This window comes from Rhodanobacter aciditrophus (assembly GCF_050026795.1).
In the GTDB taxonomy this organism is placed as follows: domain Bacteria; phylum Pseudomonadota; class Gammaproteobacteria; order Xanthomonadales; family Rhodanobacteraceae; genus Rhodanobacter_A.
In genome coordinates, this window is sequence record NZ_JALBWP010000011.1 from 106,365 (window position 1) to 120,395 (window position 14,031).

Consider the following 14,031-nt stretch of genomic DNA (forward strand, 5'->3'; position numbering starts at 1 on the left):
AAACCCGCTGGCGTTTTTCCGGCCGGCCCGCGGTGCGCCGGCCGGTGGACGGCGGGCCGCCGCGGGCGCGGCTTTCGCCGTTGATCCATATCAATACGGCGTGTCGCGCGCCTGCCTAGCCTGCAGGTACACCTCGTGGAGCCTGCCCTTCGCTGGCAGGAGCGCACGCCGGCAGCAGCCGTTGGCCGTGCATGGCGCCGTCGATGCGGGCGGCAGCCGCGATCGCTTCCGCCGCCATCGGTGCGAGCCTGGGTACGGTGCCACGGCATCCGGCGATCCGCGGCCTCCACGCCGGCCTGCACACGCCGTGACCCGGCACGGCTGAGGAGAGAGTCCCATGCGAGTTTCGAATCCGATGGTCCGCCTTGGCATGCTCGCTTCGATGGCGACGCTGGCGGCGGCGCTGCCGGCCGCGGCGCAAACGCCGGCCAGTGCCGGAAATCAGGCACCGGCGGCGGCGTCCTCCGGCGCCACGGCCGCGATGGTGCGCAACATGCAGACAATGCGCGAGCAGATGGCGAAGGTACACGCCACCACCGATCCCAAGCTGCGCGCCCGGTTGCTGGACGAACACCTGGCGACGATGCAGGCCACCATGCAGCTGATGATGGCCAACGGTGGCGGCTGCCCTGCGGGCGGCATGATGGGCCGGGGCGCGATGGGCGGCAACGGCGTGATGGGCAACGGCATGATGGGTGCCGGCGCAGGCCGCGGGAACATGATGCAGCTGATGATGGACCAGATGATGCAGCATCAGGACGCCCTGCGCGGCCAGGGCCGCTGAAGCCTGCCCGGAACCGCGCCGGTTTCGCCTGCCGCACGGCGAGGGGAGCCGGCCGGACGGCGGCGCCGCGCTCCCGGCCATCTGGCAGACAGCCACCGGCGAGTATGCTGGCGTTCCGTCGCGGGCCGTGCTGGCCCGCGCAGCACCCCAAGACCAGCCACCGGATACTTCCATGAACATGCCTCGCTCCCTGCTTGTCGCCACCCTGGCCGCCGCCGCAGGCCTGACCCTTGCCCCCGCGACGCCGGCGCACGCCGCCACCACGCCCGCCACCAACGAGCTCGAAGGCAATCCGGTGCCAGGCGTGTGCATGCTGTCGCGCGAGGCGGTGTTCGCGCAGTCCAAGGTGGGGCAGGCGGCGAGCGAGCGCCTGAAGCAGCTGGCGACGCAGCAGCAGTCGCTGCTGGACAGCCAGCGCAAGCCGCTGGAAGCCGAGATCCAGGCCTTCCGGCAGAAGGCCGCGACGCTCCCCGAGGCGCAGCGCCAGCAGCAGGGCCAGGCGCTGCAGCAGCGCATGCAGGGCTTCCAGGCGCAGGTGAACCAGCTCGACGAGCGCATCCAGCTGACCCGCGGCAAGGTGATGCAGCAGATCGGCGAGCAGGCCCAGCCGCTGGTCGCCAGCAGCTACAACAGCCACCACTGCGGCCTGCTGCTGAACCGCGATGCGGTGCTCGGCGGCAACGCCACCAACGACCTCACCAGCGACGTGGTGCGCGGCCTCGACGCCAAGGTCACCGCCCTCAACTTCAACCTCGAGCCTGCGCCGGCGGCACCCGCCAAGTAAGCGTCAGAGGTATCCCCCAAACACGAAATGGCTGCCGCGCATCATGCGCGGCAGCCATTTTTGTTTTATGCCCCGGCCACCGAACACGGCGCGGCAGGGCCGCATGTGCATCGGGAGGAGCCACGCCTGTTCCAGACCCCTCGAGCGGCCGGTGCTTGCAGGGGCGGCGGGCTGAGCCAGGCCATGTCGCTGGGTCGGCAACGAAAGGTGGCTCGGGCGCCGGCAGGCGTCCGAAAGCCCGCCGCAGGCGAGCCAGGTTGCGGTAGCGTTGGAGAGCGCATCGGTGCTTCGTAGCAAGCATCCAGCGAGCGTGACCCCTCACCCCAACCCTCTCCCCAAAGGGGAGAGGGAGTACAGCGGCGCAACCGCCAGGGCCCGCATGGCGCGAGTGCTACAGTGCTCGCCCCACACGTCACATAGAGCCCCCGCATGACCAACCGCGCCCCCTATCCCATCGGCACCCCCGGCACCCCCTGGGGCGCGACCGAGGTGGCCGCGTGGCGCGCACGGCAGGACCGCAAGCGCAGCTACGCGGACGAGGTGCTGAGCCGCATCGAGCCGCTGCGCGCGCATTTCGAGGTCGCCGAATACGGCCAGCTGGACTACGCGCCCGAGCGCTACCCGCTCTACGTCGTGCGCAGCCGCGGCTGGGACGAGACGCTGCCCGTGATGCTGGTGACCGGCGGCGTGCACGGCTACGAGACCAGCGGCGTGCACGGCGCGCTGCAGTTCCTCGAACGCGACGCGGTGCGCTACGCGGGACGCATCAACCTGCTGTGCGTGCCCTGCATCAGTCCCTGGGGCTACGAGCGCATCCACCGCTGGAACCCCGAGGCGCTGGATCCCAACCGCAACTTCCGCGAGCACAGCGCCGCGCAGGAATCGGCGGCGCTGTGGGGCCTGCTGGCGCCGCTGCGCGACACGGCGCGCATGCACATCGACCTGCACGAAACCACCGACAGCGACGAGAGCGAGTTCCGCCCCGCGTTGGCGGCGCGCGACGGCAAGCCGTTCGAGCCGGGCACCATCCCGGACGGTTTCTACCTGTGCGCGGACAGCGCGCAGCCGGAGCCGGACTTCCAGCAGGCGGTAATCGCGGCGGTGGCCAGGGTCACCCACATCGCGCCGGCCGATCCCGACGGCACCATCATCGGCTCGCCGGTGGTGGCGCACGGCGTGATCGAGTACGACTGCCGCAAGCTCGGCCTGTGCGCCGGCATCACCGATGCGCATTACCGCACCACCACCGAGGTCTACCCCGACAGCCCGCGCGCCACGCCCGCGCAGTGCAACGACGCGCAGGCGGCGGCGGTGTGCGCGGCGATCGACTACGCGCTGGCGCACGGCTGACCCGGCGGCGCATGCGGTCATCGCGCGGCATCTGTGCGAGCATCACGGTTCCCCACCACGGCAACGCGAGCCAACGATGAAATACCTGCTGATGGTCTACAGCGACGACAGCCTGCTCGAGGCCCTGCCGCCGGGCGAGTTCGACACGCGCATGCATGCCTGCATCACGCATGCGGACGAGCAGCGCGAGCAGGGCAAGCTGCTCGACGCGCAGCAGCTGGAGGCGCCGGCCACCGCGAAATCGGTGCGCATCCGCGCGGGCAAGACCTTCGTGCTGGACGGCCCGTTCGCGGAGACCAAGGAATACCTGGCCGGCTTCAACCTGGTCGAGGCGGACAGCGAGGAAGAGGCGATCCGCATGGCCGCCGCGCTGCCGTGGGCGCAGACCGGCTGCATCGAGGTGCGGCCGGTGCGCGACTTCGAGGCGGTGCGCAAGCGCGTGGGCGCCTGATCGCACGCGGCCTCAGCGCCGGACGAGTTCCGATTCGACCACCATGTCCAGCACGTAAGCGCTGGTCGGGGTGTCGGGGGGCTGGTGCTTCAGCGCGTAGCGCTTCACCCGCAGCACGTTGCGCACGCCCGGCTGGTGCGTGTAGCCCTCGATCGGTTGCAGCAACAGGTGCCATTTGCCGGGCGTGCCGGTCCTGAGACCGTTCGCGTCGTAATGGACCTCGCGCACGTCGATGCATTGCGAGCTCGACGCCCGCGGGTGGCTGCACGGCACGGTCTGCGGCGCCACTTCGAGATACTCGACGATGCCGGGGCTGCCGTAGCGGCTCTCGGGCGTGGGCACGCCGGTGAAGACCAGCGTGTCGCCGGCGGAGGTATGCAGGTGCAGCAGCGGGGTGCCGCCGCTGCGCGTGGCGGTGATCGTGGGCCTGATGCCCAGGCGCACACCGATCAGGCCGTCCAGCCGGTTCAGCGCGAAATTGGCGCAGGCTTTCATGGTGTGCGCCAGCGGGCCGACCACGAGCCGTCCGTCCACGATGCGGTAGCTGCCGCCCATGCCGTTGCAGCTGTTGCGCACGCTGATGCGGCCGTTGTCGAAATCCAGTTGCAGTGGATTGAGCGGGCGCACGAACAGCGCGCCGATGCGTTGGCCGTACCGGTTGGTGGCCTGCGTCAGCTGCCAGTGGTAGCCGCCGAGCAACGCGGCATCCGGCACGGTGGCGCTCGAAGCCGCGCTCGATGTCGGACTGGGCGAAGTGCCTGGCGTGGGGCCCGGCCCGATGCCGGATGCCGGGCCGTGCGTCGCCGTCGCACGGTTGCCGTTGGCGGCTGGCGTGGTGGCACACGCAGCGAGGGCTAGCGGCAGCAGCAACAGATGGACGCGCATGGTGTTCCCTTCGTGAGGAGTGCAGCGCCCGAGCATATGCCACGCACCGCGTCACGGCGGCGTCGCCGTGGCCGATGCATGCAGCGCCGTGCCCGTTGTCGGACAATGCCGCCCTTGTCCGTGACGCGAATGCCGCGAGGTGGCCATGCTGAAGATGGTGGGTTTCGACGGCGACGACACGCTGTGGCGCAGCGAGGACTATTACCGCGACGCCAACGCCGAGTTCGCCGCCATCGTGGGCGCCTACGCCGACCTCGCCGACGAGGCGGTGCACGCGCGCATGCTGGCCACCGAGCGCGGCAACCTCGCGCTGTTCGGCTACGGCGCCAAGGGCATGACGCTGTCGATGGTGGAAACCGCGATCGCGCTCAGCGGCGGGCGGATCACCGCGCAGGACATCCACCGCCTCGTCGAGATCGGCAAGCGCGTGCTGCAGCACCCCGTGGAACTCCTGCCCGGCATCCGCGAGGCGGTGGCGGCGGTGGCGGAGCGGCATGCGGTGGTGCTGATCACCAAGGGCGACCTGTTCCACCAGGAGAAGAAGGTGGCCGAATCGGGGCTGGCCGGGCTGTTCCGCCGCATCGAGATCGTCTCGGAGAAGGACACGGCGACCTACCGCCGCCTGCTCGACGAGTTCGCCATCGCCGCGCACGAGTTCGCGATGGTGGGCAATTCGCTGCGCTCGGACATCGAGCCGGTGCTGCGCCTGGGCGGCTGGGGCGTGCACATGCCCTACCACGTGACCTGGACGCACGAGCTGGAGAACGGCCTGGATGCCGCGCACGCGCCGCGCATGCGCGCAGTGGCGGGCGCGGCGGAGATTCCCGCCGCGCTGGCGCAGCTGGATGCGCTGGCGGCGGCCTGATGGCGACGCCGCCGCGCCTGGTGCTGGACACCAACGTCTGCCTCGACCTGTTCGTGTTCGGCGATGCGGCGTGCGCCGTGCTGCGCGACGCGCTGGCCGCGGGGGAGGTGGAGGCGGTCGCCGATGCGGCCTGCCGCGGGGAATGGCTGCGCGTGCTGGCCTATCCGCAGCTGGCGCTGGATGCGGCGCGGCGCGATGCGGCCGTGGCGGCGTTCGACGCGCGGTTGCGCCTGCTGCCGGCAGCGGAGCGGAGTCTGCCGCCGGCGACACCGGGCCTGCCGCGCTGCGCCGACCCCGACGACCAGAAGTTCCTCGAGCTGGCGCTGGCCTGCGGCGCGCAGTGGCTGCTCAGCCGCGATCGCGAACTGCTGAAGCTGGCGCGGCGCACGCGGCGCGGGCACGGCTTCGACATCCTCGCGCCGCAGGCGTGGGCCCAGGTCTATTCGGCGGGTGCCGCGTCGGTGAAGCCGGTGTAGTCCTCGGGGAACACCGGCGTGCCGTCCTCCTCCAGCGCCAGCACCGCGGCCAGCGCGTCCTCCGCGGCGCGCTCGGCCAGGTCCTGCCGGCGGAAGCTGCGGTTCTCGCAGATCGCGTAGTACACCGGGAAGCCGTGGCCGTGCGGCACCACCGCCAGCCAAGCCGTGTAGCGCGAGCCTTCGAGGCTGGCGCCGGAGCGCACGGTGTAATCCGGGAATTCGCGTTCGGCCATCGTCGTCGTCCGGGCGGGGCGGACAGTGTACGCGCAACGTCGACAGCGGTTGTGCCAGAGTGCGTGCGCCGCGGTTGCCGGAGCCTGCCATGGCCGTGCCGTATCGCATCGATTGCCCGTATTGCGGCGAAGTCATCGAACTGCTGCTGGACGATTCGGTGGCCGACCAGTGCTACATCGAGGATTGCGCCGTGTGCTGCCGCCCGATCGCGCTGGCGGTGGCGTTCGACGAGGACGGCGTGCCGCGCGTGCAGACGGCGCGCGAGGACGGGGTCTGAGCCCGCCTAGTCCTCGAGGCGGACCAGCGCGATACCCCGCGCCGCCAGCGCGGCGCGGGTAGGCTCGTCGCCGGCCGGCGTCACCGGCCGCGAGAGTTCCCACAGCAGGCCGGCGCGGAAGCCCGCGGCCACCGCGTCCTGCGCGGTCCACAGCACGCAGACGTCGCGCGCCAGGCCGCACACCAGCACTTCCTCCACGCCGCGTTCGCGCAGCCAGCCGGCGAGGCCGGTGGCGGGACGCGCGCCGTGCGGGCCGTGGTTCTCGCGGAAGCCGCTGTAGGAATCCACCCGCGGGTCGCTGCCCTTGCGCAGCACCAGGCCCGCGGGCGACCAGTCGATGTCCGGATGCAGCGCCGCGCCCGGCGTGCCCTGCACGCAGTGGTCCGGCCACAGCGTCTGCGGATGGCCGTGCAGCTCGACCTGCTGGAACGGCTGCGTGCCGGGATGCACGCTGGCGAAGGAGGCATGGCCCGCCGGATGCCAGTCCTGCGTTGCCACCACGTGGCGGAAGCGCCGCGCGCGCAGCAGGCGGTCGATGCCCGGCACGATCGCGTCGCCCTCATGGCAGGCCAGCGCGCCGCCGGGCATGAAATCCGGCTGCACGTCGACCACGATCAGCGCGGTGCGTTCGTCGATGGCGTGCGGCATGGCGGGCCTGCGCGTGCGGGGGAAGGCGGCAGTCTAGCGCGCAGGCATAATGCGGGTTGATTCGAGCGGAACAGGGCGCGATGAACTACGACCAATCGTGGATGGGCTATGGCTGGACCGGCGGCATGGAAGCCGGCGCGATCAGCGTCGCGGCCGGCTTCGTGCTGTACCTGGTGTTCCACTGGCTGGGTCGCCGCAACGGCTGGAGCGATGCGCGGCGGATCGGCTGGGCCTACTTCCTCGCGCTGGTGCTGAGCGCCCGCGCCGATGCCTGGAACCTGTTCTATTTCAACTACGCGCGGCTGCAGTCGCTGCAGCTGCTGAAGGCCAAGCTGGCCGAGGTGCACGACCCCGACGGCATCGGCACCCGCGTGCTGTGCGAACTGCTGGGCGCCGCGGCGGGCGTGTTCGTGGCCTGGCTGCTGTGCGGCAGGCACTGGCGCCGGCGCTGAAAACGGCGGGGCGGGTGCGTTCCTACAGCAGCGGATCGAACAGCCGCGCCACGTGCATCGCCACGCGGCGCAGGTAGGGCGCGTCGAGGTACTCGCGCTCGTCCACCGCGCGGGAGTCGGCGAAATCGGCCAGCAGCATCACTTCCACCTCGGCGGCGAAGCCGCGGTCCAGCACCAGCGCGCTGGCCTCGAAGTTGAGCCGGAACGAGCGGCTGTCGAGGTTGATGCTGCCCACCGCGGCGCAGTCGTCGTCGACCAGCAGCACCTTCTGGTGCACGAAGCCCGGCTGATAGCGGGCCACGCGCACGCCGGCGCGCAGCGCCTGGTGGGCGTGCAGTGTGGAGGCGAGGAACACGGTGCGGTGGTCCGGCCTTGCCGGGATCAGCACGCGCACGTCCACCCCGCGCAGCACGGCGAGGCGCAGCGCGGCGCGCACCGCGCTGTCGGGCACAAAGTAGGGCGTGGCGATCCAGATGCGCCGGCGCGCCCCGTTGATCGCGGCCACGAAGAACAGCGAGCCGGTTTCCTGCGCGTCGGCGGGGCCGCTGGCGATGGCCAGCACGCGGGCGTCGCCGTCGGCCGCGGGTGCGGGGTGCAGCGGCGGCGGCGCACCGGTGATCCATTGCCAGTCGTCGGCGAACAGCTGCTGCAGGTCGGCCACCGCGGGGCCGCGGATTTCCAGGTGGGTGTCGCGCCACGGCGCCAGCGGCGGCTTCAGGCCCAGGTATTCGTCGCCCACGTTGAGGCCGCCGACGAAGGCGCACGCGCCGTCCACCACCACGATCTTGCGGTGGTTGCGGAAGTTGAGCTGGAAGCGGTTGCGCCAGCGGTGGGTGGCGAAGGGGTGGATCGCCACGCCGCCCGCACGCAGCGTCTCCACGTAGCGGCGCGGCAGGTCGTGGCTGCCCACGCCGTCGTACAGCACGCACACGCGCACGCCGGCCGCGGCGCGTTCCAGCAGCGCCTGCTGCATGCGCCGGCCGAGGCCGTCGTCGTGGAACACGAAGAACTGCACCAGCACGGTGTGCCGTGCCGCGGCGATCGCGTCGAAGATCGCCTCGAAGGTGGCGTCGCCGTCGACCAGCAGGCGCAGCCGGTGGCCGGGGCGGAACGGCCGGCCCTGCATCGCCACCAGCGCGGCGAAACGGCCGCTGCCGTCGTCCGCCGCCACGGGGTAGGCGCGCGGCGGCGCGCGGCGGTGGGTGTGCAGGTAGCCGCGAAAGCGGCTGGCGCCGAGGAACAGGTAGGGCAGCAGGGTGAGCTCCGGCAGCAGCAGCAGGCCGAGCACCCAGGCGATCGTGCCCTGCGGCGTGCGGGTGTGCATCAGCGCATGCGCCGCGGCGAGGACGCCGAGCGCGTGCAGCAGCAGGACGACGGCGCCGATCAGGCTGAGGGGCATCGGTTCAAGGGCGCGCTACTCCGCCAGCAACTGGTCGGCCACGGCGCGCGCCTGCTGGCGGATTTCCGGCATCGCGGTGGACTCCCACAGCGTACCGCGCAACAGGCTGCCGATGGCGAACAGGCGCGGCCAGGCGCCGCCCTCGTGCAGCAGCCGGCCCTGCGGCGTGGCCTGGCAGCCCAGCCCCAGCGGGTCGGGCAGCACGTGGCGGTTCACCACCAGCTGGCGCATCAGCGGGTGTGGCGTGTGCGCCGCGTCGAAATCCAGGCCCACCGATTGCACCGCCAGCCCCGCGTGCAGCGTTTGCGACGCGGTGACGCCACGCGGGCGCAGCTCGAGGCGCAGGCCCTCGCCGTCGATCTCGGCGGCCTGCAGGTGCCCGCGCAGGCGCTGCAGGCGACCCGTGCGCTCCAGTTCGGCCAAGCCCGCGCGCACCGGCGGCGGCATGCGATGGCGCGCGCGTTCCCAGGCCCAGCGTGCGTGGCGCTGGAAGCGCGCGCGCTGCTCGGTCGGCAACGCGGCCCACAGCGTCGGCGTGTGCGGGCGCAGGCTGTCGATCACGCTGCGCCAGTCCTCCTCCTGCGCGATCGCCTCGCGCAGCAGATGCAGCCAGTGGCGCACGTCGGGCGCGTCCAGCATCGCCTCGATCAGCTCCGCACTGTCGCCGCTGGGCAGCGCGGCGGTGGGCAGGTGCGGTTCGGGCAGCAGGCCGTGGCGGGAGATCGCGGTGAAGCGGGCGGCGGGCCAGCGCGCGGCCAGCTCCAGCAGCACGTCGGCGGCGGTGAGGCCGAGGCCGATCACGACCACGTGGGCGGGTGGCTCGGCCGGCGGCGCGGCCAGCAGCGGCCAGGGATCGACCACGTAGCGGCCGCTGGCCAGCGCCGCCGCGCTCACGCCGGCCAGCGGCTGCGGCGGCAGCGCGCCGATCGCCAGCACCGCGGCGTCCACCCGGCGGGCTTCCTCGCCGAGGAACACGGTCACGCCGTCGACCTCGGGCACCACGGCGTCGGCGGCGAACGGCACGACCTGCACGTCGTGTCCGTGCACCTTGCCCAGCGCCAGCGCACGCGCCACCTCGGCCTCGAGGTAGTCGCCATAGCGCCGGCGCGGCAGGAAATCGGTGCCGGCGACGGAGGGATCCTCGCGCTGCACGAAGTCGAGGAAACCCTGCGGCTTGCCGGCGAACATGCCCATCGAGGCTGCGCGCACGTTGAGCAGGTGGCGGTCGGAACGCGTGGCGTAGGCCACGCCACGCGCAGGCGCGCCGCCGCCGGTGTACCAGTCCAGGTGCAGCGGCTGCGGCGGCTGGCGTTCCAGCAGTTCGCCGAGCAGCGCGGCGGCCGCGGCGCCGCCGCCGATGATGGCGACACGTCGATGCATGCGTTGCTCCGAAGCGGACGGGTCAGGGTGTCGGCTGCTGGCCGGCAAGCGTGCCGCGTCGGGCCTGCGCCAGCCATGCGGGCGCATCCCCGCGTGGCTCCCCGGCGCGATGGCCCGGCAGCTCGCCGCCGTAGACGTGCAGGGTGTATGCGGTGTCGTGCCGCGACAGGTTGCGGCAGCGGTGTGCGAGGCCGGCGTCGCGCTCGAACCAGTTGGCGTCGCCCGGGCCAAGCCAGTTGCGCCCCAGCGCATCCAGCTGGCCGTTGTGCGGATCGCGGCGGTACGACTGCCACTCCAGCGCGCCGTGCAGCGACAATTCCAGGCCCCAGCGGTCGGCGTGGTCGAGCAGCGGCATGTGCTGGCCGGGTGGCCAGGCGCGCACCAGCACGTGCAGTGCCGGGCGCCGGCGCTCGGCCAGCAGCCAGCGGTCACCGTCGCGGCGGTGTCGCCGCAACGTCGCCAGCCGCGCGGACAGCGCGAACGCATCCTGATGCACCACGCGGCCGAGTTCGCGCGCCATCGAGGCCAGGTCGGGGTGCTCGACGCGGCCGTATTCGAGCGCGATGTCGCGCAGGATCTTCAAGCTGTGCATGTATTTGCCCATGCGGAGCCCGGCGTTGGAACGGCGGCCAAGTGGAGCACGCGCGTCGTTAAACGGCCGTAAGCCGCGGCGTGGGTGGCGTCGTGCGCGCAGTACGCGCGCCGGCGGTGCCGTGCACTGCGCGGGATGGGTGCGGCGGGCCCGGTCGGCGCCTCGCGCCGCCGGGCCTGCCGCCTTGTCACAGATCGCGCAGCACGAAGCTCACCGGCACCCGCGCCCACGCGCGCACCGCGTGGCCGTCCGCCATCGCGGGCTGGAAGCGCCAGTGCGCCAGCACCTGCTCGCGCGCACTGCGGTCGAGCAGGGCGTAGCCGCTGCTGTGTTCGACCTCGACCTGCAACGGCTTGCCGGTCTCGTCCACCAGCACGCGCAGCAGCACGGTGCCCTGCAGGTGCCGACGCAGCGCCTGTACCGGGAACTGCAGCGGCGCCGAGCGGTAGGCCAGGGTGGCCTCGACCGGCGCGGCGGTGACCGCGCTGTCGTTCGGCGCGGCGCTGGGCGGCGCCGGCATCGGCCGCGTGTCGGCGACGACGGGCGCCATCGGCGGCGCGACGTCGGGGTGCGGCCGCGGTTGCACCGGCGCGGGCGGCGGATGCGGCAGCGGCTTCAATTCGATCGCCGGGGGCGGCGGCACCTTGGGCGGCGGTTCGATGAGCACCACCCTCGGCACGGTGGTGAGCTCATGCACCAGTGCCAGCGCCTGCGGGGCCAGCGGGCGGGTGAGCACCAGCAGGGCGGCGAGGTTGAGCGCGATGGCCGCACTGAGCGCGGCAACGCGCGCGGCCTCGGGGTGGGGACGAGCAGCAACAGCCAGGCTAGCGGACGACATGGGCGACCTCCTGACGGCTTTTCGGGTTGTGGCGCCGGCGGCGCTGCACGTGGTGCAGAGGGGAGTGCCGCAAGCGCGGCTTGAGCGTATGCCGGTGTCCATGCGCGCGCAAGTGGACGGCTGGACGTCCACATGCACGCACTCGATCACCACCAGGGAAGCGCCGGAACGCCCGGCGATCCCTCGCCTCGCGCCGGTGACGGCCCGAAGGGCGATCGGCAGGAACGACGGTCGCCAAAAAAAAGCCCCACGGGGAGGCGGGGCGGAATGCGGATGACAGGGGGATGGGGGTGCATCCGCCTGCGCAGCTTGGACGGGCCCGCATCGAGGCGGTGTGCAGGCCGGGTGAAAGGCGGATTCACGCGTGGTCGCGGGTGCGTCCTTGCTGCGGTAGGCAAGCGCGGGCACTCCCGCTATGGTGCGGGATGGACATTCCCCCGACTGCAGGAGCCGTCATGACCGCCGTTACCGTTGCCCTGCCGCGCTATCGCCGCGGCGACGAGTTCGCCAGCAGCCTGCTGCACGGCCTGGGCATCGTGCTGAGCATCGGCGGCCTCGCCACGCTGGTGGCGTTCGCGGCCCTGCGCGGTGACGCGCGCGCGGTGACGGCGAGTGCGGTGTACGGCGTCACCCTGGTCCTGCTGTACACCGCATCCACGCTGTACCACGCGGTGCCCGTGCCGGCAGCCAAGCCGCTGCTGCGCACGCTGGACCACATCGCGATCTACCTGCTGATCGCCGGCACCTACACGCCGTTCACCCTGATCGCGCTGCCGGGCGCGTGGGGCTGGAGCCTGTTCGCCGCGGTGTGGACGCTGGCGCTGGTCGGCAGCGTGCTGGAGCTGGGCTGGTTCCGCCGTTGGCGCAAGCTTGCCGTGCTGTTGTACGTGGGCATGGGCTGGATCGGCATGCTCGCGTTCGAGCCGTTGGCGGCACACCTGCAGGCGGGCGGCATGACGCTGCTGATCGGCGGCGGCGCAGCCTACACGGTGGGCGTGCCGTTCTACCTGTGGCGCAGGCTGCCGTACCAGCACACCCTGTGGCACGCGTTCGTGCTGGCCGGCAGCGTGCTGCACTACTTTGCGGTGCTGCTGTACGTGCTGCCTGCGGCAGCCTAGCCGAACAGCATCGCCAGGCCGAACAGCCCGACCATCACCAGCGAAATCACCAGTTTCACCAGCGCGCCAAGCAGCAGGCCGGTCCATGTGCCGATGCCCACGTGGGTGGAGCGCAGCACGCTGGTGCCGGAGGAGAGTTCGCCGATCAGCGCACCCGCGAACGGGCCGATCAGGATGCCGGGGATGCCGAAGAACATGCCGACAAAGGTGCCCAGCGAGGCGCCCCACAGCGCGCGCTTGCTGGCGCCCACGCGCTTGGCGCCCAGCGTGCCGGCGACGAAGTCCACGATCACGCCCAGCGCGCCCAGTGCGCCGATCAGCAGCAGCCACCACAGGCCGAGGTGGCGGTAATCGTCCACCGCGGCCACCAGCCAGATGCCACCGAAGACCATCGGGATGCCGGGCAGCGAGGGCAGGATCGCGCCAGCGAGGCCCCCCACGATCAGCAGCGCGCCCAGGGTGTAGAACACGAGGTCGAACCACATGATCGTGACCTCAGCCGCGCAAGCGTTGAGTGAGGCCGCGCAGGAAGTGCCGCAGCAGCTGGTCGCCGCAGGGACGGTAATTGGGATGTTCCGGCTTGCGGAACAGCGCGCTGAGCTCCGATTTCGACAGCGGGAAGCCGGCGGCGACGAGGATCGCGTGCATGTCCTCGTCGCGCAGTTCGAAGGCCACGCGCAGCTTCTTCAGCACCAGGTTGTTGGTGACGCGCTTCGCCACCGGCAACGGCGGCCGGCTCTCGTCGCGGCCGCGCAGGTGCACCACCAGGCCGTCGAGGAAATGCGCCATCACCTTGTCGGGGCAATCGTGGTAGCCGGGCTCGTCGTCCTTCTTCAGATATGCGTCGAACTCGGCCTGCGGCACCATGAGCCCGGCCAACGCGGCGATGGACGCGAGCTTGCCGTCGGGCAGGTCGAGCATGTAGCGCACGCTGCGCAGGATGTCGTTGTTGATCATGGGGGAATTGTATCGGGGGCTTGGATAGCCTTGTGTTGGGTATGTACTTTCGCAAGCGACAAAGCTATTTCGCGCACCTGCCGGTGGCCGAGTTACTTCTCCTTTGCTTGTCCACGCACGCGCGGGAGCGCGTGCGAACGGCGAAGCCGGCCCGCAAGGGCGGAGGGCAGGATGCCCGGAGTCAAGGAGAAGTCACCAAGAGGAAACGACACCCCGGTTGGCGCTCTGCGGGCATCCTGCCCTGCGAGTGCGTGAGGCGGGGCCGGGCTTTTCGAGCGGGCATCGTGCCCGCGCGAAAAGGCGAATCCATCCCTGGACTCGCCCGCTGCGCGGCCTCTTCGTCCCCGCCTCACCGCCGCCCAGGGGGCCCCGGAAAAGCAGCGCGCTCCCAGCGCGCAGAGGCAACCTCAACAGCCAGAGCGAAGTGACAGCGAGACCCGAGCAAAGCCAAAGCGGCGCTACACGCCGCGAGACTTTGCCCCTCACCTCAGTTCCCAGATACGTCGCGGCGTGGCCGCACCGTCTATCGCATAGGCGAGAG

18 protein-coding genes are annotated in these 14,031 nt (G+C 71.6%); 9 read left to right on the plus strand and 9 right to left on the minus strand.

Annotated features, from left to right (window positions below; translation table 11 throughout):
• Positions 1-337: 337 nt before the first annotated feature.
• The 4 genes from ACQGNW_RS09220 to ACQGNW_RS09235 all read left to right on the plus strand — a co-directional run bounded on the left by ACQGNW_RS09220 (position 338) and on the right by ACQGNW_RS09235 (position 3,369).
• Entirely contained in the window at positions 338-784 is a 447-nt protein-coding gene (locus ACQGNW_RS09220) for a hypothetical protein (RefSeq protein ID WP_426662849.1), read from the plus strand.
• Positions 785-956: 172 nt separating this feature from the next.
• The gene (locus tag ACQGNW_RS09225) at positions 957-1,568 is read left to right on the plus strand and encodes an OmpH/Skp family outer membrane protein (protein WP_426662850.1); all 612 of its coding nucleotides are present in this window, start codon (positions 957-959) and stop codon (positions 1,566-1,568) included.
• 429 nt (positions 1,569-1,997) lie between these two features.
• Positions 1,998-2,918, plus strand: coding sequence for a M14 family metallopeptidase (locus ACQGNW_RS09230; RefSeq protein ID WP_426662851.1), 921 nt, complete (start codon positions 1,998-2,000; stop codon positions 2,916-2,918).
• A gap of 76 nt (positions 2,919-2,994) precedes the next feature.
• On the plus strand, positions 2,995-3,369 hold the full coding sequence (locus tag ACQGNW_RS09235; protein WP_426662852.1) for a YciI family protein: 375 nt from the start codon (positions 2,995-2,997) through the stop codon (positions 3,367-3,369).
• Between the two features lie 12 nt (positions 3,370-3,381).
• On the opposite strand, the gene ACQGNW_RS09240 is transcribed toward ACQGNW_RS09235, so the two are convergent.
• Positions 3,382-4,254, minus strand: coding sequence for a DUF4377 domain-containing protein (locus ACQGNW_RS09240; RefSeq protein ID WP_426662853.1), 873 nt, complete (start codon positions 4,252-4,254; stop codon positions 3,382-3,384).
• A gap of 145 nt (positions 4,255-4,399) precedes the next feature.
• Between ACQGNW_RS09240 and ACQGNW_RS09245 the strand changes: the two genes are divergently transcribed.
• Together ACQGNW_RS09245 and ACQGNW_RS09250 are read left to right on the plus strand one after the other, a co-directional pair.
• Complete coding sequence (locus tag ACQGNW_RS09245; protein WP_426662854.1) at positions 4,400-5,119, plus strand: HAD family hydrolase; 720 nt, start codon at positions 4,400-4,402, stop codon at positions 5,117-5,119.
• Positions 5,119-5,595 (plus strand): PIN domain-containing protein, encoded by a 477-nt coding sequence (locus ACQGNW_RS09250; protein ID WP_426662855.1) that lies wholly within the window; start codon positions 5,119-5,121, stop codon positions 5,593-5,595. Before ACQGNW_RS09245 ends, ACQGNW_RS09250 begins: the two co-directional genes overlap by 1 nt.
• Here the strand turns inward: ACQGNW_RS09250 and ACQGNW_RS09255 are convergent.
• Positions 5,559-5,828, minus strand: a complete 270-nt coding sequence (locus tag ACQGNW_RS09255; RefSeq protein ID WP_426662856.1) for a hypothetical protein — start codon at positions 5,826-5,828, stop codon at positions 5,559-5,561. The two genes, ACQGNW_RS09250 and ACQGNW_RS09255, sit on opposite strands and share 37 nt — an antisense overlap.
• An 89-nt stretch (positions 5,829-5,917) precedes the next feature.
• On the opposite strand from ACQGNW_RS09255, the gene ACQGNW_RS09260 reads away from it, so the two are divergent.
• Entirely contained in the window at positions 5,918-6,106 is a 189-nt protein-coding gene (locus tag ACQGNW_RS09260) for a CPXCG motif-containing cysteine-rich protein (RefSeq protein ID WP_426662857.1), read from the plus strand.
• 6 nt (positions 6,107-6,112) lie between these two features.
• Here the strand turns inward: ACQGNW_RS09260 and pncA are convergent, their stop codons facing one another.
• A complete protein-coding gene (gene pncA / locus ACQGNW_RS09265; protein WP_426662858.1) occupies positions 6,113-6,754 on the minus strand; it encodes a bifunctional nicotinamidase/pyrazinamidase in 642 nt (213 codons plus the stop codon).
• Between the two features lie 80 nt (positions 6,755-6,834).
• Here pncA and ACQGNW_RS09270 point away from each other — a divergent pair, with 80 nt between their 5' ends.
• Complete coding sequence (locus ACQGNW_RS09270; protein ID WP_426662859.1) at positions 6,835-7,206, plus strand: hypothetical protein; 372 nt, start codon at positions 6,835-6,837, stop codon at positions 7,204-7,206.
• 22 nt (positions 7,207-7,228) lie between these two features.
• Here the strand turns inward: ACQGNW_RS09270 and cls are convergent, their stop codons facing one another.
• The 4 genes from cls to ACQGNW_RS09290 all read right to left on the minus strand — a co-directional run bounded on the left by cls (position 7,229) and on the right by ACQGNW_RS09290 (position 11,415).
• Positions 7,229-8,605, minus strand: coding sequence for a cardiolipin synthase (cls, locus tag ACQGNW_RS09275; protein ID WP_426662860.1), 1,377 nt, complete (start codon positions 8,603-8,605; stop codon positions 7,229-7,231).
• 15 nt (positions 8,606-8,620) lie between these two features.
• Positions 8,621-9,985 (minus strand): FAD/NAD(P)-binding protein, encoded by a 1,365-nt coding sequence (locus ACQGNW_RS09280; protein ID WP_426662861.1) that lies wholly within the window; start codon positions 9,983-9,985, stop codon positions 8,621-8,623.
• Positions 9,986-10,007: 22 nt separating this feature from the next.
• Positions 10,008-10,577: a cupin domain-containing protein gene (locus ACQGNW_RS09285; protein WP_426662862.1), complete on the minus strand. Its 570-nt coding sequence runs from the start codon at positions 10,575-10,577 to the stop codon at positions 10,008-10,010.
• Positions 10,578-10,764: 187 nt separating this feature from the next.
• Complete coding sequence (locus ACQGNW_RS09290) at positions 10,765-11,415, minus strand: energy transducer TonB (RefSeq protein ID WP_426662863.1); 651 nt, start codon at positions 11,413-11,415, stop codon at positions 10,765-10,767.
• Between the two features lie 455 nt (positions 11,416-11,870).
• Here ACQGNW_RS09290 and trhA point away from each other — a divergent pair, with 455 nt between their 5' ends.
• A complete protein-coding gene (gene trhA / locus ACQGNW_RS09295) occupies positions 11,871-12,533 on the plus strand; it encodes a PAQR family membrane homeostasis protein TrhA (protein ID WP_426662864.1) in 663 nt (220 codons plus the stop codon).
• Here trhA and ACQGNW_RS09300 read toward each other — a convergent pair.
• Positions 12,530-13,018, minus strand: coding sequence for a DUF456 domain-containing protein (locus ACQGNW_RS09300; protein WP_426662865.1), 489 nt, complete (start codon positions 13,016-13,018; stop codon positions 12,530-12,532). The two genes, trhA and ACQGNW_RS09300, sit on opposite strands and share 4 nt — an antisense overlap.
• A gap of 10 nt (positions 13,019-13,028) precedes the next feature.
• Positions 13,029-13,490 carry a YehS family protein gene (locus ACQGNW_RS09305; protein WP_426662866.1) on the minus strand — a complete coding sequence of 154 codons (462 nt, stop codon included), beginning with the start codon at positions 13,488-13,490 and terminating at the stop codon, positions 13,029-13,031.
• Between the last annotated feature and the right edge of the window lie 541 nt (positions 13,491-14,031).

Excerpts from the sequence above, each read along its gene's own strand:
- ACQGNW_RS09245 (WP_426662854.1), top strand. The coding sequence starts at position 4,400 with ATGCTGAAGATGGTGGGTTTCGACGGCGACGACACGCTGTGGCGCAGC.
- ACQGNW_RS09230 (WP_426662851.1), top strand. The coding sequence starts at position 1,998 with ATGACCAACCGCGCCCCCTATCCCATCGGCACCCCCGGCACCCCCTGG.
- ACQGNW_RS09285 (WP_426662862.1), bottom strand. The coding sequence starts at position 10,577 with ATGCACAGCTTGAAGATCCTGCGCGACATCGCGCTCGAATACGGCCGC.
- ACQGNW_RS09255 (WP_426662856.1), bottom strand. The coding sequence starts at position 5,828 with ATGGCCGAACGCGAATTCCCGGATTACACCGTGCGCTCCGGCGCCAGC.
- ACQGNW_RS09240 (WP_426662853.1), bottom strand. The coding sequence starts at position 4,254 with ATGCGCGTCCATCTGTTGCTGCTGCCGCTAGCCCTCGCTGCGTGTGCC.
- ACQGNW_RS09260 (WP_426662857.1), top strand. The coding sequence starts at position 5,918 with ATGGCCGTGCCGTATCGCATCGATTGCCCGTATTGCGGCGAAGTCATC.
- trhA (WP_426662864.1), top strand. The coding sequence starts at position 11,871 with ATGACCGCCGTTACCGTTGCCCTGCCGCGCTATCGCCGCGGCGACGAG.
- ACQGNW_RS09270 (WP_426662859.1), top strand. The coding sequence starts at position 6,835 with ATGAACTACGACCAATCGTGGATGGGCTATGGCTGGACCGGCGGCATG.
- cls (WP_426662860.1), bottom strand. The coding sequence starts at position 8,605 with ATGCCCCTCAGCCTGATCGGCGCCGTCGTCCTGCTGCTGCACGCGCTC.
- ACQGNW_RS09220 (WP_426662849.1), top strand. The coding sequence starts at position 338 with ATGCGAGTTTCGAATCCGATGGTCCGCCTTGGCATGCTCGCTTCGATG.
- ACQGNW_RS09290 (WP_426662863.1), bottom strand. The coding sequence starts at position 11,415 with ATGTCGTCCGCTAGCCTGGCTGTTGCTGCTCGTCCCCACCCCGAGGCC.
- ACQGNW_RS09235 (WP_426662852.1), top strand. The coding sequence starts at position 2,995 with ATGAAATACCTGCTGATGGTCTACAGCGACGACAGCCTGCTCGAGGCC.
- ACQGNW_RS09225 (WP_426662850.1), top strand. The coding sequence starts at position 957 with ATGAACATGCCTCGCTCCCTGCTTGTCGCCACCCTGGCCGCCGCCGCA.
- ACQGNW_RS09305 (WP_426662866.1), bottom strand. The coding sequence starts at position 13,490 with ATGATCAACAACGACATCCTGCGCAGCGTGCGCTACATGCTCGACCTG.
- pncA (WP_426662858.1), bottom strand. The coding sequence starts at position 6,754 with ATGCCGCACGCCATCGACGAACGCACCGCGCTGATCGTGGTCGACGTG.
- ACQGNW_RS09300 (WP_426662865.1), bottom strand. The coding sequence starts at position 13,018 with ATGTGGTTCGACCTCGTGTTCTACACCCTGGGCGCGCTGCTGATCGTG.
- ACQGNW_RS09280 (WP_426662861.1), bottom strand. The coding sequence starts at position 9,985 with ATGCATCGACGTGTCGCCATCATCGGCGGCGGCGCCGCGGCCGCCGCG.
- ACQGNW_RS09250 (WP_426662855.1), top strand. The coding sequence starts at position 5,119 with ATGGCGACGCCGCCGCGCCTGGTGCTGGACACCAACGTCTGCCTCGAC.